This is a genomic window from Actinophytocola xinjiangensis, assembly GCF_001921215.1.
Taxonomy (GTDB): domain Bacteria; phylum Actinomycetota; class Actinomycetes; order Mycobacteriales; family Pseudonocardiaceae; genus Actinophytocola; species Actinophytocola xinjiangensis.
Map to the genome: position 1 here is coordinate 24,334 of NZ_MSIF01000009.1, position 19,356 is coordinate 43,689.

At 71.9% G+C, this 19,356-nt stretch carries 21 protein-coding genes; 12 read left to right on the top strand and 9 right to left on the bottom strand.

Annotated features, from left to right (window positions below; all coding sequences use genetic code 11):
• The first annotated feature begins 11 nt into the window (after positions 1 to 11).
• Positions 12 to 185: a hypothetical protein gene (locus BLA60_RS43375; protein WP_154814451.1), complete on the top strand. Its 174-nt coding sequence runs from the start codon at positions 12 to 14 to the stop codon at positions 183 to 185.
• On the opposite strand, the gene BLA60_RS19030 is transcribed toward BLA60_RS43375, so the two are convergent.
• Complete coding sequence (locus BLA60_RS19030) at positions 182 to 937, bottom strand: class I SAM-dependent methyltransferase (RefSeq protein WP_162292984.1); 756 nt, start codon at positions 935 to 937, stop codon at positions 182 to 184. The genes BLA60_RS43375 and BLA60_RS19030 overlap by 4 nt on opposite strands.
• The gene (locus tag BLA60_RS19035) at positions 924 to 2,042 is read right to left on the bottom strand and encodes a glycosyltransferase family 4 protein (protein WP_245812052.1); all 1,119 of its coding nucleotides are present in this window, start codon (positions 2,040 to 2,042) and stop codon (positions 924 to 926) included. The genes BLA60_RS19030 and BLA60_RS19035 overlap by 14 nt, the downstream gene beginning before the upstream one ends.
• A 132-nt stretch (positions 2,043 to 2,174) precedes the next feature.
• Between BLA60_RS19035 and BLA60_RS19040 the strand changes: the two genes are divergently transcribed.
• Positions 2,175 to 2,870, top strand: coding sequence for a class I SAM-dependent methyltransferase (locus BLA60_RS19040; protein ID WP_075134279.1), 696 nt, complete (start codon positions 2,175 to 2,177; stop codon positions 2,868 to 2,870).
• On the opposite strand, the gene pgfA is transcribed toward BLA60_RS19040, so the two are convergent.
• Entirely contained in the window at positions 2,867 to 3,898 is a 1,032-nt protein-coding gene (gene pgfA, locus BLA60_RS19045; protein ID WP_075134280.1) for a cell envelope lipid trafficking protein PgfA, read from the bottom strand. The two genes, BLA60_RS19040 and pgfA, sit on opposite strands and share 4 nt — an antisense overlap.
• Positions 3,899 to 4,025: 127 nt before the next feature.
• Between pgfA and BLA60_RS19050 the strand changes: the two genes are divergently transcribed.
• On the top strand, positions 4,026 to 4,733 hold the full coding sequence (locus BLA60_RS19050) for a 4'-phosphopantetheinyl transferase family protein (protein ID WP_075134281.1): 708 nt from the start codon (positions 4,026 to 4,028) through the stop codon (positions 4,731 to 4,733).
• Here the strand turns inward: BLA60_RS19050 and BLA60_RS19055 are convergent.
• Positions 4,730 to 5,866, bottom strand: a complete 1,137-nt coding sequence (locus BLA60_RS19055) for an isochorismate synthase (protein ID WP_075134528.1) — start codon at positions 5,864 to 5,866, stop codon at positions 4,730 to 4,732. The genes BLA60_RS19050 and BLA60_RS19055 overlap by 4 nt on opposite strands.
• A 116-nt stretch (positions 5,867 to 5,982) precedes the next feature.
• Positions 5,983 to 6,294: an integration host factor, actinobacterial type gene (gene mihF / locus BLA60_RS19060; RefSeq protein WP_075134282.1), complete on the bottom strand. Its 312-nt coding sequence runs from the start codon at positions 6,292 to 6,294 to the stop codon at positions 5,983 to 5,985.
• 291 nt (positions 6,295 to 6,585) lie between these two features.
• Between mihF and BLA60_RS19065 the strand changes: the two genes are divergently transcribed.
• The 6 genes from BLA60_RS19065 (at position 6,586) to BLA60_RS19085 (ending at position 11,905) form a co-directional block, all read left to right on the top strand.
• Positions 6,586 to 8,220 (top strand): long-chain fatty acid--CoA ligase, encoded by a 1,635-nt coding sequence (locus tag BLA60_RS19065; RefSeq protein WP_075134283.1) that lies wholly within the window; start codon positions 6,586 to 6,588, stop codon positions 8,218 to 8,220.
• 23 nt (positions 8,221 to 8,243) lie between these two features.
• A complete protein-coding gene (locus BLA60_RS43380) occupies positions 8,244 to 8,387 on the top strand; it encodes a hypothetical protein (protein WP_154814453.1) in 144 nt (47 codons plus the stop codon).
• Positions 8,388 to 8,428: 41 nt separating this feature from the next.
• Positions 8,429 to 8,995, top strand: a complete 567-nt coding sequence (locus tag BLA60_RS19070; protein ID WP_162292985.1) for a PadR family transcriptional regulator — start codon at positions 8,429 to 8,431, stop codon at positions 8,993 to 8,995.
• 40 nt (positions 8,996 to 9,035) lie between these two features.
• Positions 9,036 to 10,313, top strand: a complete 1,278-nt coding sequence (locus BLA60_RS19075) for a C39 family peptidase (protein ID WP_084735099.1) — start codon at positions 9,036 to 9,038, stop codon at positions 10,311 to 10,313.
• 10 nt (positions 10,314 to 10,323) lie between these two features.
• On the top strand, positions 10,324 to 11,337 hold the full coding sequence (locus tag BLA60_RS19080; RefSeq protein ID WP_075134284.1) for a hypothetical protein: 1,014 nt from the start codon (positions 10,324 to 10,326) through the stop codon (positions 11,335 to 11,337).
• Between the two features lie 115 nt (positions 11,338 to 11,452).
• Entirely contained in the window at positions 11,453 to 11,905 is a 453-nt protein-coding gene (locus BLA60_RS19085) for a hypothetical protein (RefSeq protein ID WP_075134285.1), read from the top strand.
• On the opposite strand, the gene BLA60_RS19090 is transcribed toward BLA60_RS19085, so the two are convergent.
• The gene (locus BLA60_RS19090) at positions 11,870 to 13,555 is read right to left on the bottom strand and encodes an FAD-binding oxidoreductase (protein WP_075134286.1); all 1,686 of its coding nucleotides are present in this window, start codon (positions 13,553 to 13,555) and stop codon (positions 11,870 to 11,872) included. The two genes, BLA60_RS19085 and BLA60_RS19090, sit on opposite strands and share 36 nt — an antisense overlap.
• Here BLA60_RS19090 and BLA60_RS19095 point away from each other — a divergent pair.
• Both BLA60_RS19095 and BLA60_RS19100 read left to right on the top strand, forming a co-directional pair.
• Positions 13,545 to 14,144, top strand: coding sequence for a TetR/AcrR family transcriptional regulator (locus BLA60_RS19095; protein WP_075134531.1), 600 nt, complete (start codon positions 13,545 to 13,547; stop codon positions 14,142 to 14,144). The genes BLA60_RS19090 and BLA60_RS19095 overlap by 11 nt on opposite strands.
• Positions 14,141 to 15,640, top strand: a complete 1,500-nt coding sequence (locus tag BLA60_RS19100; RefSeq protein WP_075134287.1) for a glycerol-3-phosphate dehydrogenase/oxidase — start codon at positions 14,141 to 14,143, stop codon at positions 15,638 to 15,640. The genes BLA60_RS19095 and BLA60_RS19100 overlap by 4 nt, the downstream gene beginning before the upstream one ends.
• Positions 15,641 to 15,707: 67 nt before the next feature.
• Here the strand turns inward: BLA60_RS19100 and BLA60_RS44875 are convergent, their stop codons facing one another.
• From BLA60_RS44875 to BLA60_RS19115, 3 genes are all read right to left on the bottom strand, one after another.
• A complete protein-coding gene (locus tag BLA60_RS44875; protein ID WP_075134288.1) occupies positions 15,708 to 17,096 on the bottom strand; it encodes a M15 family metallopeptidase in 1,389 nt (462 codons plus the stop codon).
• Positions 17,093 to 17,416: a type VII secretion target gene (locus BLA60_RS19110; RefSeq protein ID WP_075134289.1), complete on the bottom strand. Its 324-nt coding sequence runs from the start codon at positions 17,414 to 17,416 to the stop codon at positions 17,093 to 17,095. Before BLA60_RS19110 ends, BLA60_RS44875 begins: the two co-directional genes overlap by 4 nt.
• Before the next feature lie 69 nt (positions 17,417 to 17,485).
• On the bottom strand, positions 17,486 to 17,938 hold the full coding sequence (locus BLA60_RS19115; protein WP_075134290.1) for a YbaB/EbfC family nucleoid-associated protein: 453 nt from the start codon (positions 17,936 to 17,938) through the stop codon (positions 17,486 to 17,488).
• A 163-nt stretch (positions 17,939 to 18,101) separates the two neighbouring features.
• Between BLA60_RS19115 and BLA60_RS19120 the strand changes: the two genes are divergently transcribed.
• Complete coding sequence (locus tag BLA60_RS19120; protein ID WP_245812054.1) at positions 18,102 to 19,304, top strand: ABC transporter permease; 1,203 nt, start codon at positions 18,102 to 18,104, stop codon at positions 19,302 to 19,304.
• Positions 19,305 to 19,356: the final 52 nt, after the last annotated feature.

The window sequence follows — 19,356 nt, forward strand, 5'->3', positions numbered from 1 at the left end:
CCGTGGGAAAGATGGTCGGCGCAATCGCATCCGTTCTGGTCGGTCTCGCCCTCGCCACCGGGGTCGCGGTCGCCGTCTCCTCGGCCTCCGCCCCGGACAAGAACATCGACCTCAACGACCCCGCCACCCCGAACAACTTCGGCGGCGGCAACAACACCGTCAACTACGGCTCGACCGCGCCCTAAGCCCCACCCGGCGGCCCTTCTGGGCGGCGGCCAGGCGCCCGCAGGACGTACCTGGTCGAACGCCAGTGGGTGGCTCGGTCGTCGACCGTGCGGGTGGCCAGGATCGCGTCGCCGGTGACCCGGGCGACCCGCGCCGGGCCGAACCGGGTCATGCGCATGGGCGCGGGGTAGCCGAGCAGTCGCCGCTGGGCCAGGCGGACCAGCGGGCCAGGAACCACCCGCCACACCACACCCTTGAACGTCCACAGTGGACGCGTCGTGCACTGCAACAGCGCCACCCCGCCCGGCGCCAGCACGCGGAGGAACTCCCTCAGATACGTCTCGATCACCGGCGCCGGCAGGTGCTGGAGCACCAGTTCCGAGTACACCAGGTCGAACCCGCCCGACTCGAACGCCGACAGGTCGCTGGTCTCGTTGAGCACGAAACGGCAGTTCGCGGGCGGGGACAGGCTCCGCGCGGTGGCCAGCATCGCCGGCGCGACGTCCACGCCGACGACCTCGTCGGCGTGCCCGGCCAGGGCCTGGGTCAGGCGCCCGGCACCACAGCCGAAGTCGAGGACCCGCCCCCAGCGCGGGCCCACTCCCAACTCCGCCAGCCAGGAGACCGCGTCGGCCACGTCCGACCGGCCGGTCGCCAGGAACTGGTCGGGGTCCCACCGGCCGCCCCGCTTGTCGGCGGCCACGTACACCGCCCACAGCGGATCCTGTTCGGCCAGCCGGACCCAGTCCCGCCGTACGTCATCGAAGCTCACGTCGCGCATTAAACGCCATGCTCTCCCGCAGGACCTGCTCGAAGGCGTCGACGGTGCGGTCCCAGGCGAAGTCAGCCGCCCGCGCCCGGCCGGCCTCGCCCATGGCCCGGCGCTGGTCGGGATTGGTCAGCAGGTGGTCGACCTGGCGGGTCAGGTCGTCGAGATCGTCGGCCAGCAGGCCGGTTTCGCCATCCACAATGGACTCGGCGACGCCGCCGGCGCGGTGGTAGGCGACCGACGGCACACCGTGCGCGGCCGCCTCCATGATCGCGATACCCCAGCCTTCCTTGACCGACGGGCACAGGTGCACCCACGACCTGGCCAGGATCTCGTGCTTGTCCCGTTCGCTGACGTAGCCGTGCAGCGTGACCCGGTCGGACAGGTCCCGGCGGCGCACGTGCTCGGCCAGCGTGTCCTGCCACCAGCCGTGGCCGACGACCTCCAGGCGCAGCTTCGGCCAGCGGGCCACCAGCGCCGCCAGCGCGTCGACCGCGTGCTCCACCCGCTTGTGCGGCACCACCCGCCCGACCACCACCAGCACCGGGTCCGGGTCGCGTACGGCGCTGACCGGCGGCGGCGCGTCCAGACCGTTGCGCACCACCGTGGTCCGGGCCGTCGACACACCCAGGCCGGCCAGTTCGCGGCGGGTCTGGTCCGACACCGTCAGGTACCGGCAGTGCCGGTACAGCCAGGGCGCCACCCGCGACTCGATCCACCAGCCGATCCGGCCCAGCACCGGGCCGAGCACCGCCGGCCACTGCTCGCGGTGCACGTGGTGCACCAACGCCAGCACCGGGCACCGGGCCACCAGCGGCGAGAAGAACGGCATCCCGGCCTGCACGTCCACGACCACGTCCGGGCGTAATCGGCGCACGGCCAGCAGCGCCTGCCAGTACACGCCGAAGCGTCCGCCCCGGCGGCGGAACCGCACGCCGTTGACCCGCTCGTCGGCGGGGGCGCGGTCATGGGCGGCGCACTGGATCGTGACCCGGTAGCCGCGCGCGGCCAGACCCTCGGCGACGCGTTCGACGTAGAGTTCCGAACCGCCACCCTCGGGATGCGCGGTGTCACGCCAGTTCACGAGGAGCACCGACGGGCCGTTCATCAATTCTCCTGGTCAGCGGGGGTGGTAGGTTACCGACCGGTACAGTGGACCAAATAAATGACGAAGGCGTAACCCCCAATGGTAGGTAGCACCGCGCGAACCGATCAAGCGAACGCGACGCTCACCAGGTCGGTGCGGCTTTTCCGCGCTTTTCTGAAAGAACAGTCCGACCCGGACCACTTCTACCAGATCCTGGCCGACGACTCGGTCTCCCAACTCGCCACCTTCACCCCGCTGCGCGAGCGGCTCGTGCTCGACGTCGGCGGCGGCCCCGGCTACTTCGCCGACGCCTTCCGGGCCGCCGGGGCGCACTACCTCGGCGTCGACCCCGACGTCGGCGAGCTGTCCGCCAGGGGGACCCCGGCGGCCGGCATGGTGCGCGCCAGCGGAACCCAACTTCCCTTGCGGGACAACGCTGTCGACGTCTGTTACTCGTCCAACGTGCTGGAGCACGTCGCCGACCCGCCGGCCATGCTCGCCGAGATGGTGCGGGTGACCGCGCCGGGCGGCACGGTCTTCGCCTCGTTCACGCCCTGGTACTCCCCGTGGGGTGGCCACGAGACCGCGCCCTGGCACTTCCTCGGCGGCCACTACGCCCGCCGACGCTACACCGAAAAGCACGGACGGCAGCCGAAGAATCGTTTCGGGGAGAGCCTGTTCGCCTTCCGGGTGGGCCCGGCGATCGCCTGGGCACGCCATTGTGACAATGCCACGCTGGTGCGCGCCCTACCCCGTTATCACCCGTGGTGGGCCACCTGGATCGTGCACGTCCCGGTACTGCGGGAATTCGCCTCCTGGAATCTCGTCCTGGTGCTGCGCAAACGTTAGTTCTCGGCGTGGGCCGGCATCCGGCGCGTGGTCTGGTCCTCCCCGCCGCGCCGCCCGGCGGCCGTGGTCGCCAGCAGCAGCCCGCCGACCACCACCAGCACACCGCCGCCGATCCACATGAACACCGGCCAGGTCGTCAGCAGGCTGAGCTTGGACTTGTTGTCCGTGGCCTTCGAGACGTTGTCGTTGACCGTGGTCTCGGTGAACCCGAGGGTGCCCTCGAAGACCGTCGTGCCGCCGCCGGGGGCCTGCCCGGTGGTGAGCAGCTGCTGGCGCATGTCCTGAGCGCCCCGGATGACGATCCCGGTCTCCGGCTCGACCCACACCGTGCGCTCGACCTCGTAGTACAGCTCGGCGTCGACCGACGGTTCCGGCAGTCCGACCAGCGAGCCTGGTACGTCGCGGTCCGCGACCTTGGTCGGCGACACGTTCATGACGAACTTGTAGACCTCGAGGTCCTTGATCGTCTCGACGCCCTCGAACCGGGCCTCGATCGCCTCGCGGGCGGTCAGGTCGTAGTACTGGTAGTTCCGCTGCTCGGTGCCGAACGGGAACTTCAGGCTCTGGCCGGGCTGCTGGAGCGAGTTGCGGTCGGCGGTGACCCGGTTGTCCTGCTCCTGCTCGATGTACTGGCCCTCGCAGGGCGCCACGGCCTCGTTGGTGAACCGGTCGACGCACAGCGACCGCACCGAGGCGTTCACCACGGTCCCGGAGGCGTCGTCGACGGTCCGGATGGCCTCGACGAACACGCCGATGTCCCCGTCCTCCTCCACCTCGGGAGCGGTCAGGTCACCGGTGACGTAGGTGGTCGAGGTGAGGCTGAGGTTCTGGCGGATCTCCGGCGACGGCGCACCGTCCACCGTTTCGACCACGAGCGCGGTGATGCCGTGCCCCTCGGCGACCGAGATCGACTCCTGGTCGAGCGGGATCTTGGCGAGCTGGGGGTAGGCGTAGAAGCGCAGCAGCAGGCCGAGCGCGACCGCGAACACCCCTAGCCCGAGCAGAATGAAGCTGAGGATGCGGCGCAACGGTCCTCTCCTTTGAGGGTTCTTCGTAGTTTTGGCTAAATTACCCGACAGTAACCTGTGCGCAAGCGCCAATCGGAGTAGTGCTCCCGGGGTACCGGCGCCGCCCGGCTACCGCGATGATCTGTGCATGCGATGCGACGTGTGGTGGGCCAGCCCGGCACCAGCGACCCCCCGCCTGCTGGCGCTGCTCGACGAGAACGAGCGCACCCGCTACGGCAACTACCGGCGCGAGATCGACCAGCTGCGGTTCCTCACCGGCCGCGCGCTCATCCGCGCGGTCGCCGGCCAGTGGCTGGGCGTCGAGCCGGAGGCCGTGCGCCTGGACGCCAGCTGCTACGACTGCGGCAAACCCCACGGCAAACCGACCGTCGTGGGCCCCGGCGCGCCCGAGGTGTCGATCTCGCACTCCGGCCAGCGGGTGGCGCTGGCGATCGCCCGGGGCGCCCCGCTGGGCGTCGACGTCGAGGAGATCCGCGACGCCGAGGTCACCGACCTGGCCAGGATCTCCTTCTCCGAGGCCGAACGCGCGGCCTTCGCGCACGTCCCCGAGCCGGAGCTGCGGGCGGCGTTCTTCACCTACTGGTCACGCAAGGAAGCCGTCGTGAAGACCACCGGCAAGGGCATGTCGGTGCCGATGAGCCAGTTCACCCTCACCCCGCACGACGCGCCGCCGGCCGTGACCGCCTCGCGGACCGCCGAGGTCGACCCGGCCGCCCTGCGGATGGCCACCCTGGACCCCGGCGATGGCTACCGGGCGAGCCTGGCGGTGCTCACCGTCGAGGACCTGGAGGTCACCGAGCAGCCGGCCGACGACCTGATCAGGGCCCTGGGTTAGGACACCGGGCTGACGGTCATCCCCATCGCCCGCAGCAGCGTGGCGAACTTGGCGGAGGTCTCGGCCAGCTCCAGGTCCGGCCGCGACGCCGGCATGATCCCGGCGCCGGCGTACAGGGTCATCCGCTGGCCGGCGAGCTCCGCGCACCGGATGCCGACCACCCACTGGCCGTCGCCGTGGACGTCGCACCAGCCGATCGCCCCGGCGTAGAAGCCCCGGTCGAACGGCTCCAGCTCGGCGATCGTGGCGGTGGCCGCGCCGAACGGCGCCCCGCACACCGCCGGGGTGGGGTGCAGTGCGCTGGCCAGCCGCAGCGACGTGACCTCGGGGTCGGCCAGCACACCGGTGATCCTGGTCGACAGGTGCCACACCGCGCTGGTGCTGACCAGCGACGGCCGCTCGGGCACGGTCAGCGACCGGCAGTACGGGCGCAGCGCCTCGACCACGGCGGACACCACCACCCGGTGCTCCTCGTGGTCCTTGGCCGAGGCCAGCAGCTCCTCGGCGGCCAGCCGGTCCTGCACGGGGTCGGGGTGGCGCGGGATGGACCCGGCCAGCGGGTTGGCCTCGACGGTCAGCCCGGTGCGGGTGAGCAGCATCTCCGGGGTGGCGCCGACCAGTGTCCGGCCGCCGGGCAGGTCAACGGCGTAGGTGTAGCCGGTGGCGTTGTCCCTGGCCAGGTTGGCCAGCAGCGCGCGGACCTCGACCGGGTCCGGCAGGTCAAGGCGCAGCGTCCTGGCGAGCACGACCTTGTCCAGCTCGCCGGCGCGCAGCCGGGTCACGGCCCTGGCCACGGACCGCTCGTAGTCCTCGCCGGAGGGCAGCGGGGTGACCGCCGCGCCGGCGGCGACCGGCGCGGTGGCCGGGGAGGTCGGGCGCAGCGGCCCCGACCAGCGCACGGCCTCGGGCAGGACCAGGTGCGGGGCGGCGGAGCGGTCGAACGGGAGGGCGCCGACGGCCAGCGGCGCCGGCGAGTCGACCAGCAGCTTGGTGACCCTGGCGGACAGCTCGTCGGGGTCACGCTCGTCGACCACGGCCTGGGCGCCGGTGGCCAGCAGCGAGTGCCGGGGGGCGGCGAGAAGGAACGAGCCTGGCCGGTAGTCCGCGATGAGGCCATCTGTCACGACTCTCATCATGCCCACGATCCGGCCGGGAAAACTCCTCCACGGGTAGGATTTTGAACACGTTCAGGGCCCGCCGACCGCCGGTCCGGCGATCAGCGGGCCCTGTCCCGAGAAACCGGGGGACGCTACTTCAACGCGTCGATCAGCGCCGCACGCTGGCGGTCGCCCAGGCCGGCCGCCCGCCGGTCCGGATCGACACCAGCCTGCTCCAGCAGCGCGGCGACCTTCACCGCGCCGAGCCCCGGGACAGCCTTGAGCAGCGCCGCGACCTTGGTCTTGCCGACCGTCTTGTCTTCCTTCGCCCGTCCGAGCACCGACGCGATGGTCTGCTTACCGGACTTGATCGACGCCAAGAGCTCGGACCGCGCCTTGCGCGCCTCCGCAGCCTTGGCCAGCGCGTCAGCGCGCTGCTCTGGAGTCAACGTGGGCAGAGCCACCGTGGTGATCCTTCCTTGCTCGACTTCTGGCCGGTCCGCGAAAGAGCCCTCCCCAGGCCTGACCTGGGCGAACCCCCGCGGTGCCGCGACCAAGTAAACACACCGTCGTCCAGGAACCTACGCGCGACACGCGCATTCTTCACGGCGAAACCGCAGGTAACCCACGTTCTGGGGGTCTGATACGCAGCGTTACCCGTCTCCGGTCCGGCGGTTCTGCCCATGTTCAGCCGACCCGTTTCCGCACTAATGTTCCCTCTGCCGCCACACCAGCCACAGGGAGCTTGAACAGCGATGTTGGGCACCATGCAGGACGGGCAACTGTCCATAGCGAACCTTCTGCGCCACGGCAGCCGGATCCACGCCTCCGCCGAGGTCGTGACCTGGACCGGAACCGGGTCACGGCGGGCCACGTTCGCCGATCTCGGCCACGACGCCGCCCGGCTCGCGCACGCGCTGCGCGGCCTGGGCGTCACCGGCGACCAGCGGGTCGGCACGTTCATGTGGAACAACTACGAGCACCTGGTCACCTACCTCGCGGCACCGGCGATGGGCGCGGTGCTGCACACGCTCAACGTCCGCCTGTTCCCCGAGCAGCTGACCTACGTCGTCAACCACGCGCAGGACCACGTCGTGCTGGTCGACGGCACGCTGGTGCCGCTGCTGGCCAAGGTCCTGCCGACGTTCACCACGGTCCGCCACGTCGTGGTCGTCAACGGCGACCCGGCGGCCCTGAAGGCGCCCGACGGGGTGACCGTGCACTCCTACGACGCCCTGCTGGCCGACCAGCCCGACGAGTTCGACTGGCCGGACGTGGACGAGCGGTCGGCGGCCGCGATGTGTTACACGTCGGGCACGACCGGTGACCCGAAGGGCGTGGTCTACACCCACCGCTCGATCTGGCTGCACTCGATGCAGGTCTGCATGACCGACTCGATGGCGCTGGCCCAGTCCGACCGGGCGCTGGTGATCGTCCCGCAGTTCCACGCGATGTCCTGGGGTCTGCCCTACGCGGCGGTGATGGTCGGCGCGTCGCTGGTCATGCCCGACCGGTTCCTCCAGCCGGAGCCGCTGGCCGCGATGATCGCAGCCGAGAAGCCGACGATGGCCGGCGCGGTGCCCACGATCTGGCAGGGTCTGCTGGCGTATCTGCAGGTCAACCCGCAGGACCTGGCGCCGCTTCGGCGTGCGGTGGTCGGCGGCTCGGCGTGCCCGCCGGCGCTGATGCGGGCGTTCGACGCGCTCGGGGTGACGATCATCCACGCCTGGGGCATGACCGAGACCTCGCCGCTGGGCAGCGTGGCGCGCCCGCCGGCCGGCCTGGACCAGGAGGCCGAGTTCGGCTACCGGGTGTTGCAGGGCCGGTTCCCGGCCGGGGTCCGCGCCCGGCTGGTCGACGACGACGGCGCCGAGCTGCCCTGGGACAACGAGGCGGTCGGCGAGCTGGAGGTGGCCGGCCCGTGGGTCGCGGCGGCCTACTACCGGGTCGGCGAGGGCGAGGAGGGCGCGGAGAAGTTCCACGACGGCTGGCTGCGGACCGGGGACGTCGGGGCGATCACCCCGGACGGCTTCCTGCGGCTGACCGACCGGTCCAAGGACATCATCAAGTCCGGCGGCGAGTGGATCTCCTCGGTCGACCTGGAGAACGCGGTGATGGCCCACCCGGCGGTGGCCGAGGCGGCGGTGATCGGCGTGCCGGACGAGAAGTGGGACGAGCGGCCGCTGGTGGCGGTCGTGCTGGCCGACGGCGCCAGCGCCACGCCTGACGAGCTGCGCGAGTTCCTGCGCGACAAGGTCGCCAAGTGGCAGCTGCCGGAGAACTGGACGTTCGTGGACGAGGTCCCCAAGACCAGCGTCGGCAAGTTCGACAAGAAGGTCCTCCGCGCCGCGGCGGCCAACGGGAAACTGGATATCTCACACCTGCGCTGAGCAGGCGTTGTCGAAGGGACGTCATGACCACGGTCGACGGGGCGACCGACGCCGAGGCGAGAAGGGCACCGCACGCGGTGGTGCCCTCCGCCGAGGCGATCGGTACGGGGGTGCCGGCCAGGGCCGCCACCAGGGGCAAGACCGGGGTGGCGGACCAGCTCCCATGACCACACCTCAGTCATCCGATGACCTGGGTATCCTCGACCGGGTGCCGGACCAGGGGAAGAAAAGGGGCAGGCGCCGCAAGCTCAACGCCACGTCGTACGTCGTCCTGGGCATGCTCAGCTACTCGCCGGCCACCAGCTACGACCTCAAGCGGTGGGTGGCCAGTACCGTCGGGAACTTCTGGGCCTTCGCCCACTCGCAGCTCTACGACGAGCCGGCGCGGCTGGTGGCCGACGGGCTGATCACCGAGACCGTGGAGCGGACCGGGCGACGTAAACGGACCTACGAGATCCTGCCCGCCGGGCGGGAGGCGCTGCGCGAGTGGCTCTCGACGACGACCGACGAGCAGACCGAGGTCCGTGACCTCGGCCTGCTCAAGCTGTTCTTCGCGAACTTCGGTGACCGGGAGGACGTGCTGGCGCTGGCCCGCGACCGGCACGCCGCCCACCGCCGGCGCGCCGACACCTACGCCGCCCAGCGCGACGAGCTGTCGGACTACGCGGATCGCTGGCAGGTCAAGACCGTCGAGCTGGGTGTGCGTTACGAGCGGTGTGTCGAGCAGTTCTGGGCGGACTTCATCAAGGAACTCGAGGAAGAGCAACAGTCGTAAGCTGTTTACATACCCAGCACCAGAAGCGAAAATCTTCACCATGAAGGCGCTTCCCGTCGTGCTGGCCGCGTTCGCCCTCCTGCTCTCGGTGCTCCCCGCCTCGGCCGCCGCCCAGCGCGCCGAGGACGCACCCGTCGACTTCCACCAGTGGCGCGGACAGCGCGACTTCCACCACGGCCAGGCCGACGGCGTACGGCCCGGCCCCGGCGGGACGCTGGTCGTCGGCCGCCCGGCGGGCACGGTCGAGCACACCGAACCCGACCTGGGCACCACCCGCCGCTACGAGTACGGCCGGTGGACCTCCCCGCCCTACCGGCACGGCTTCGGCGCCACCCAGGCGGTCGCCTCGTGGAACGCCACCACACCGGCCGGCACCTGGCTGACCGTCGAGCTGCGCGGGCGCACCGCCACCGGCGATCAGACCGCCTGGTACACCATGGGCCGCTGGGCCAGCGGCGACCAGGACATCATCCGCACCACGCTGCCCGACCAGTCCGACGACCACGGCTACGTCGACGTCGACACCTTCGTCGCCCGCTCCGGGGTGACCCTGCGCGGCTACCAGCTGCGGGTGACCCTGTACCGCGAGGCCGGCAGCGCCGCCACGCCCCGGCTCGCCATGGTCGGCGCGATGACCTCGGCCATCCCCGACCGGTTCACCGTGCCGACCAGCCCGTCGGCCGGCGCGTGGGGCGTGGAGCTGCCCGTCCCCCGGTACTCGCAGAACATCCACGAGGGCGAGTACCCGCAGTACGGCGGGGGCGGCGAGGCCTGGTGCAGCCCGACCTCCACCGAGATGGTCGTCGAGTACTGGGGCCGGGGCCCCAGCGAGCGGGACCTGGCCTGGGTCGACCCGTCCTACCAGGACCCCAGCGTCGACCACGCCGCCCGGTTCACCTACGACAAGGACTACGACGGCACCGGCAACTGGCCGTTCAACACCGCCTACGCCTCGACCTTCGGGCTGGCCGGGCACATCACCCGGCTGTCCTCGCTGGCCGACGTCGAGCGCCACATCCTGGCCGGCGTCCCGGTGATCACCTCGCAGTCCTTCCTCGCCTCGGAGCTCGACGGCGCCGGCTACGGCACGGCCGGGCACATCATGGTCATCGTCGGGTTCACCGAGGACGGCGACGTGATCGCCAACGACCCGGCGTCCAGCTCCAACGACGCCGTGCGCAACGTCTACCAGCGCGAACAGTTCGAGACGATCTGGCTGCGCACCAAGCGGTACAACGGCTCGGGCGGGATCTCCAGCGGCTCGGGCGGCATCGCCTACATCATCGCGCCACCGGGCACGCGGCTGCCGAGTTCCTAGTCTGGAGCCGATGACCTTCGGCGACCGGGACTATCCGGCCGCGCCCTACCCCGGTGCGCGGCCGGACCGCTCGTTCGTCCACGACCGGGCGACCGGCCACCCGCTGCGCCCCGACCACACGGCCCTGGCCGGCTGGCGCACCGAGCAGGGCACCGACCTCGACGAGTGGCTGGCGGCCCGGGGCGCCGCGCCGCTGGCCGAGCGGGTGCCGGTGCTGTGCTACGGCTCCAACGCCTGCCCGGCCAAGCTGACCTGGCTGCGCGAGACCCTCGACCTGCCCGGCCCGGCCGTGCTGCTGCGCGCGACGTGCACCGGGATCGGCGCCGTGTGGGCGGCGGGCCTGCGGGTGGTCGACGACCAGCGCCCGGCCACGCTCGCCGCGCTGCCCGGCGTCCGCGAGACGCACGCGGTGTGGCTGGCGACCCCCGAGCAGGTCCGGGTGCTCGACGAGTGCGAGGGCCGGGGCCTGCGATACCGGCTCGCGCGGGTCGCCACCGGCGAGGTCCGGCTCGACGACGGCGCGGTGGTGGACCGGCCGCTGGCCTACGTCGCCGCCCCGGGCGGCACCGCCCGGCTCACCCGCCACCCGCTGCTGGTCGATGGCCGGCCGGTGCGCTGTGCGGCGGTCGGCCAGGCCGAGGCCGCCGGCCTGACCGGCGTCGTGGCCGAGGGCGACGGGCTGGCGGTGGCGGTGCTCGACGGTGCGCCGGTGCCGGCCGACCACCCCGGGCGGCTGTTCGTTCCCGGCACGCTCCAGCCGGGCGCGTCGCACTGGTCGTCGCTGGCCCCGCACGCCGCCGGCCCGCCCCGGCGCGCGGAGCTGGCGGGACGGCCGGGGGTGTGCGGCTGGGTGGTCGACCTCGCCGACCCGGCCGCCGCACTGTCCACTGTGGAGGAGTACGTGGGCGCGGAGTACCGGCGGGTCCGGGTCGTCCTGGCCGGTGGGACGGTCGCCTGGACCCTCGGCCGGGCCGGCCCGGCCGAGGGCCTGCCGGAGCTGGCCGCCCCGTGGGGAACGACCTGACCGTCCACACCGGACGGAGCACGCCCGCGTGGTCGGGCGGTCACGGGGAGCCCGGACCCGACGGATCTGCGCGATTCCCTGGTTTCCGGGCACCCCAGCGGGCAGGCTGTGCCCCATGACCCCGGATCAGCGCACGGCGACGGAGCCGACGGAGCTGCTGCCCGTCGCCGCCTCGCCGGGTGACCAGGCACAACAGCCGGACCCGCTCGCCAGGATCACCCTCACCCCGCGCCGCTTCGCCTCCCTGCTCGCCGGCGCCGGGCTGCTGCTCGGCCTGGTCCTCGGCCTCGCGCCGGTGCACGTCGCCAGCCTCGACGAGGCCCGCGCCAGCTCGGTGAGCTGCGGAAACACCGTCGGCGGGGTGGAGACACCGCTGCTGACCCAGGACCTGGGCGACGCCGGCCCGACCGTCGTCGCCACCTATGTCGGCACCTGCCAGGAGGCCATCGGCACCCGGCTGGTGTTCGCCTGGCCGATGTTCTTCGCCGGCATGATCGGGGTCGTCTGGCTGGGCGTGGTCCGCCGCGAGCCGCTACCCGAGCAGCTTGCCGGGGTTCAGCACGCCTGAGGGGTCCAGCTCCCGCTTCACCGCGCCCAGCACGTCCACCCCGAGCGGGCCGATCTCGGCCGGCAGGTAGGGCGCGTGGTCGACGCCGACCGCGTGGTGGTGGGAGATGGTGCCGCCGGTGGCCGTGATCGCCGCGCAGGCCGCCGCCTTGGCCCGGCCCCACTGGCCGAGCGGGTCGTCGAGGTCGCGCGGCACCAGCACGGTGAAGTACAGCGAGGCGCCGGTCTCGTAGGCGTGCGAGACGTGGCAGGCGACGACCGGGCGGCGCCCGTCGGTGGCCAGCACGTCGACCAGCGCGGCCCGCACGGCCGAGCGCAGCGCGTCCAGGTTCGACCAGTACGTCGCGGTCTCCAGGGTCTCCACGCAGACACCGGCGTCGAGCAGCGCGTCGCGCTGGCGGGGGCCGTGGAACCGGCCGTGGCGCCACTTCTCGCCGATGACGGTGCCCAGCGTGACCGGTCGGGCCGAGCGCAGCACCCGCAGGCTGGCGCGGCGGCGCGCGGCCAGTTCGGCGGCGGAGGTGGCCTCCCAGCCCAGCACCAGCAGGCACGGGTCTGCCACGCCGCGGGCCCGCAGGTACCGGCGCACCAGCGCGGTCTTCCAGCCGCCGGACAGGGCGAAGGCCAGGTCGGTCTCGTGCGGGTCGGACAGTCGGGTGACGTCGGCGAGTACCCCGGCCTGGGCCAGGGCGCGGACCGCGGCCGTGCCGGCGGTCCAGCCGTCGAGCACGTGGCCCTCGTAGCGGCGCACGGTCGGGCGCTGCCGCACGCGCAGGGTGACCTCGGTGAGCACGCCGAACGCGCCCTCGCTGCCGACGACGAGGTGGCGCAGGTCGGGGCCGGCTGCCGAGGCCGGGGAGACGCCCAGGCGCCATTCGCCGCGTGGGGTGGCCAGCCGCAGGCCCTCGACCATGTCCTCGAACCGGCCGTAGCCGGCGGAGGCCTGCCCGGAGGAGCGGGTGGCGGCGAACCCGCCGATGGTGGCGCGTTCAAAGGACTGGGGGAAGTGGCCCAGCGTCAGGCCGTGCGCGGCGAGCATCCGTTCGGCGTCCGGGGCGGTGACGCCGGCCTGCAGGACCGCCAGCCGGGACACCGGGTCGACCGAGACCAGCCGGTCGAGCCGGCACAGGTCGAGCACCACGACGGCGCCGAGGTCCCCGGCCGACGCGGTCACCCCGCCGACGACGGAGGTGCCGCCGCCGAAGGGCACCAGCCCGATCCGGTGCTCGGCACAGAGCTCGACGACGCGTTGCACCTGCTCGGGATCGGCCGGCACGACCACCGCGTCGGGCACGGCCAGGTCACCGGTCCCCCGATGCCGCATGAGGTCCACATAGGACATTCCACCGGCGCGTCCGAGACGGTCGTCCCGTCCGAGCAGCACGTGTTCGGTCCCGACCACGGCCGCCAGCGCGTCGCGTACCCCGTCGGGCAGTCGCGGCTCGCCCACGACGAGCGCTGAGTCCGGGGCGACGGGGGTACTGGTCTCGACCAGTCCCGTCCTGGCGGATAGCCAACGGGTGGCGTGGTTGGGCAGGATGGAGTCCTGGCCCCCCTCGGGAGTCCACCCCCGACGAACGAGATGATCAAGTTGCGCGCCGGTGTGGTCACTGGGTTCGGTCACGGGTATAGTGTGACATATGACGTCCATCCGTCACACAACGTCGCCCAACCGCGTCGCTGACGACGTCCTGCTGGACGCGGCCATGACCTGCGTCCTGGCGGTGGGCGTGCGCCGCACCACCCTCAGCGACGTGGCCCGCAAGGCGTCAGTGAGCCGGATGACGCTCTACCGCCGCTTCCCGGACGTGCGCGGCCTGCTCTCGGCGCTGATCACCCGCGAGTTCGGCAAGGTCATGACCGAGGCCAACCGCGAGGCCGCCAAGGAACCCACCGCCCGGGGCCAACTGGTCGTCGCGTCCGTCCACACGATCCGCGCCCTGGCCAACAACCCCCTCATGCACGCCGTCATCGAACGCGACGGCGAGATGCTGCTGCCGTACATCATGGAGCGGATCGGCACCAGCCAGCGGATGACCGAGGAGTTCCTGCGCGCCCAACTCGCCGCCGGCCAACGCGACGGCTCGATCCGCGTGGCCGATCCGGCGGTCCAGGCCAGGACGGTGTTCCTGTTGTTGCAGCCCTACGCCTTCTCCATCCGCCCCTCGACCTCGGACCTGCCGCTGGAGTCCCTGCTGGCCGAGTTGGCCCGCCTGCTCGACGCGGCACTGCGCCCGTGAACACCTCGCTCAACGCTGCCCGCCGCGCCCGCGAACTGGCGGAGCTGGCCGACGGTGCCGTGGTCGACGTGCTGGTGATCGGCGGCGGTGTCACCGGCACCGGAATCGCCCTGGACGCCGCGTCCCGGGGCCTGTCGGTGGCCCTGGTCGAGGCCCACGACCTGGCGTTCGGCACGTCCCGCTGGTCCAGCAAACTCGTCCACGGCGGCCTGCGCTACCTGGCCAAGGGCGACGTGCGCCTGGCCCACGAGAGCGCGGTCGAGCGCGGCATCCTGATGACCAGGACGGCACCCCACCTGACCAGGCCCCTGCCGCAGTTGTTCCCGTTGCACGAACAGATCTCCCGGGCCGGCGCCGCGTTCGTCGGCACCGGCCTGCGCGCCGGCGACGCGCTGCGCAGGGCCGCCCGAACCCCGTCGAGCCTGTTACCCCGCCCCCGCCGGGTGTCCGGCCAGGAAGCCCTCGCGCTCGCCCCCGGCCTACGCTCCCGCGGCCTGCGCGGCGGCCTGCTGTCCTTCGACGGCCAGCTGGTGGACGACGCCCGCCTGGTGGTGGCACTGGCGCGCACCGCCGCCGGCCTGGGCGCCCGGATCCTGACCCGCGTCAAGGTCACCGAGGCCTCCGGACAGGAGGCCTCCGCCGTGGACACGTGCACCGGTTCCGCCCTCACCCTCCGCGCCCGCGCCGTCGTGAACGCCGCCGGCGTCTGGGCCGGCGACCTCGTCGACTCGGTGCGATTACGGCCCTCGTTGGGGTCGCACGTCGTGGTCGACGGACAGGTTCTCGGACTGGGCGGCACAGCGCTCACCGTCCCCGTCCCCGGAGAACGCAACCGCTTCGTCATCGTGCTGCCCCAACGGAACGGCTTGGTCTACATAGGACTGACAGACGAACTGTTCGACGGCCCGATCCCCGACGAGCCGACCGCCCCCGCCGCCGACGTGGAGTTCCTGCTCAGGGTCGCGTCCTCGGTCCTGGAACGCCCCCTCGGCCCCGGGAACGTGCTGGGAAGCTACGCGGGCCTACGCCCCCTGCTGGACGCACCCGGCCGAAGTGCCGACCTGTCCCGACACCACGCCGTCCTGACCTCCCCGTCGGGAGTCGTGACCGTCGTCGGCGGGAAACTGACCACCTATCGGCAGATGGCGCAGGACGCCGTCGACGCCGCCGTTCGAGGGTCCGGGGTGTCGGCGGGGCCGTCGCTGACCCGACGGTTGCCGTTGGTGGGAGCCGATTCCCGGGAGCGGCTAGGCTCCGGCCGGCTGGCCGGACTCTACGGAACCGAGGCGCCGGTGGTGGCGGCCCTGTCGGACGAGGTGGTGGCCGGGGAGATCACCGCCGGGGAGATCCTGTTCGCCGTGCGGCACGAAGGCGCCCTGTCCGTCGACGACGTGGTGCACCGGCGGACCCGCATCGGGCTCGTTGCCTCGTGGTTGTCCTCGTACCGGGCCGCCGTGTCCTCGGTCGTCGAGGCCGCCCTGCCCACCCTGACCTGACACCTCCTGGTCAGAAAGGAAAACCGGCTGCCCTCCACCAGGGAGAGCAGCCGGTCACACCGGAGGATCAACGAGCGTTGGCCGCCCGCAACCGCTCGGCGACAGCGGTGACCTCGGCAACGGAACCGACGATCTCGAAATGCATCTCGTCAGCCCGTCCCTGGTAGTCGCCACCCCACCGCACGACGTTGTCGACCTCACCCAGAATCGTCCGGATCTCGGTCGTCTGCTCGGCGGTGAACGTCCCCCGCTCCCCCAGCACGTGCCGGGTCGCGTTGATGTCCACGGCCGTGGCGCTGGCGTGGTTGGAGATGTCCCCACCGCCGCGCACGTTCCGCTCCGCGTAGCCCCAGTCGTCGCGCTCGTTGGCGGCCTCGGAGTTCAGCGAGATGTCCTCGACCCGCCGGTGCACCTCACCGAGAACGTGCATCAGCACGTCGCCGGCCGGCCCGTCGGCGACGTTCACCCGCACGTCGGTCCCCGGGATCGTCCTGGGCCCGCGCGCCGGGTTGACCGGCCAGCCGTTCTGCGACACCGGCCCGTCCTGCACCCCGTTGACGACCGGGATCGCCGGCAGCGCCCCCAGTCCGACGTCGGCCTGGGCCCGCTGGGGTGCGGTCCCGTCGAGACCGAAGCCCTGGGGGATCGGCACCGTCGAGCCGGCGGCCTGCGGGGCGGCCAGGGTCTGCGGCTGCGCGGCGCTGGCCTTGCCGCCGATGCCCTCCAGCAACTGCTTGACCGACTGCGCGACCTTCACGATCTGCTGCACGGTCTGCATGATCTTCTGCAGGCCGGACACCAGCTTCTGGATCGCCTGCATCAGCTTCTGGCCGGTCTGCACGGCCTTCTGCACCGACTGCGCGATCCCCATCGCGACGCTCGCGCCGAAGGACAGCCAGGACTTCGACAGCGCCTCGATACAGATCTGGATGATCTTCTGCACGGCCTCGCTGATCAGGTCCATGACGGCCTTGCGGACCGACGCCAGCAGCTGTCCGCCCTGCTGCACCGCCTGCGAGATCCCCCGACTCGCCTCGCCCAGCGCTGAGAGGCCGTCGGCCTGGTTGTTCGACGCCGCGCGGTAGCCCTCGGCGGACACCCCGGTCCAGGACCGGGTCTGGCCGGTGGACGCCTCGCGGTACTGCTGGGCGGTCTGGTTCAGGTTCCCGCACGCGCCGTTCCAGGAGTCGGACGACGAGGTGATGGAGCCCGCGTCGCCCTTGAGCACCTGGAACGGCTCGCGCAGGAACGACACCGCCCCCAGCACCCAGCTCACCCCGGAGGAGGCGATGGCACTGAGTGGGTCGCCGTCCATGTTGATCACGTCGAGCGCGACCTTCGCGACGCCGCCCGCCGCCTCCAGCCAGTCGCCTTCCTCAATGGCGTTGGCCGTGGAGCGGATGTCCTTGAACAGCATGTGCGCCGAGACGGTCCGCTCGGCCATGTCGGTGGTCACCGGGTCTTCGCCTCCAACTCGGGCTCGAACGCCCTGAACAGGCCCGTGTGCGCGTCGTCGGCGGCCTGGTAGGCCTCGGCGACCTGGCTCAGGCCGGACTGGACCTGCTCGACCGTCTGGCCCGCCCGGTCGATGCCCTCCCGCAGTTCGGCCGCCGCCTGGGTGATCGCCTGCGCGAAGAACTGGCCGATCTGGCCGAACGCGCCGCCACCCACCGAGTCCTGCGCGTTCGAGGAGGTCGACCGCACCATCATCGCCACGGTGTGCACCGTCTGCGCGTGCGCGCGCACCTCCCCGACGCTGACGTTGAAATCAGACATGGAAATCACCCATGGGATCCGCCGATCGTCCGTCGCCTCGCCCCGGCCTGCCCCGACCGCGAGCGCGTATCACTTGATCACTTCTGGGGGGTTGTCGAAGTAGTCGTCGTCGGAGCGCCGGTCGCGCTGGGCCTCAAGGTTGAACACCTCGTCCTTGCCGTCCCCCGCGTAGCCTTCCGGCAGGTGCTCCTTGACCGCCTCCAGCGCCGCGCCCTCGCCGACGAACTTCGTCATCACGTCGACGACCTGCGCGCCCACCTCGCGCTGGGCGGCCCGGGTGGTCTCCAGGATCACCCTGGCCAGGTGTTCCGGTTCGATCTCCCGGGCGCCGGGGCGGATCACCAGGTCGGTGGTGGCGCCGCTGGCGTTCACCCGCACGGTCACCTCACCGTCCTGCGAGGTGGCCGACCCCCCGACCGTCTTCAGTGCCTTCTCCGCCTTCTCGGCCTTGGCAGCGGCCTCCCGCAGCTTCTCGTCGTACTGCGCGAACCACTTCGTCGGGTCGTCGATGCCCTGCTCCATGACCTAGCCACTCCAATGGTCCTTCGTGGATCATCACTGCATCCTGACGAGGAACCTACGCGGTCCGCTTCCGCCGAAGGTCGTCGGTCGGCGAAGAATTTTCAAAGGTAATCCGTGGCGGATAGTCTCTTGACGCGCATCGGTATTTCGAGGGGAGGTCGCGGTGGCGGGGTCGTTGCCCCCCGGTCAGGGGCCGGGGGACGTCATTGCGCTGGTGGCCCGCCGCGAACTGCGGACCCGGTTGCGCACCCGGTCATTCGTGATCAGTACGGCCGTCTCGCTGATCGTGCTGGCCGGTTTCGTGCTCGCCCAGAGCACCGTGTTCGACGGCGACCGGATCACCACCGTCGGCCTCAACGGCCAGGCGAACGCGATCGCCGATGCCGTCACCGACGCCGCCGGCCTCGACTACCAGGTCCGCACGGTCGAGGTCACCGACCTGACGCAGGCCCGCGACCAGGTCGCGGACGGCTCGCTGGACGTGCTGGTCAGCGGCGCCCCCGCCGAACTGACCGTGCTGACCAGGGGCGACCTCGACCCCGATCTGCACAACGTCCTCAATGGAATCGTGCAGCGCCAGGTGCTGGCCGGGCTGCTGGCCTCGGTGGAGGACCTGGACGCCAACGCCGTGCTGGGCACGGTCTCCGGCTCACACGTGCGGGTGAGCACGCTCGACACCGACGACCCCAACCACGACCAGCGGCTGGCGCTGGCCCTGGTGATGGTGGCGCTGCTCTACGTCTCCCTGCTGCTCCACGGATCGATGGTCGCGCAGGGCGTGGTCGAGGAGAAGTCCAGTCGGGTCGTCGAGCTGCTGCTGGCGACCGTCCGGCCGTGGCACCTGTTGTCCGGCAAGGTCGTCGGGCTCGGGCTGGTGGGGCTGATCCAGCTGGCGACGGTCGGTCTGGTCGGTCTGGCGCTGGCCCTGCTGACCGGTGTGCTCACCATTCCCGGCGCGGCCGCCGGCACGCTGGCCTGGGGTGTGCTGTGGTACCTGCTCGGTTACCTGCTCTACGCGACGGTGTTCGCCACGGCCGGTTCGCTGGTGTCCCGGCAGGAGGACGTGCAGGCCGTGCTGATGCCGGTCACCGCCGTGCTGGTGGCCGCGTTCGTGCTCGGTTTCGCCGTGCTGTCAGGCAATCCCGCCGGGCCGACGGCGACCGTGCTGTCGTTGCTGCCGCCGCTGTCGCCGATCCTGATGCCCGGCCGGATCGCGCTGGCCGCGGTGCCGCTGTGGCAGGTGGGGCTGGCGGTGCTGTTCACCGTGGTGGCCGTGGTGGCGCTGGCCCGGCTGGGCGGTGTGGTGTACCGCAACGCGGTTCTCCACACCGGACCCCGACTTCGGTTGCGCGACACCCTCCGGTAACGGGAAACGCCCCCGCACGACGTGTGCGGGGGCGTCACGGAAAGCGTTGTGG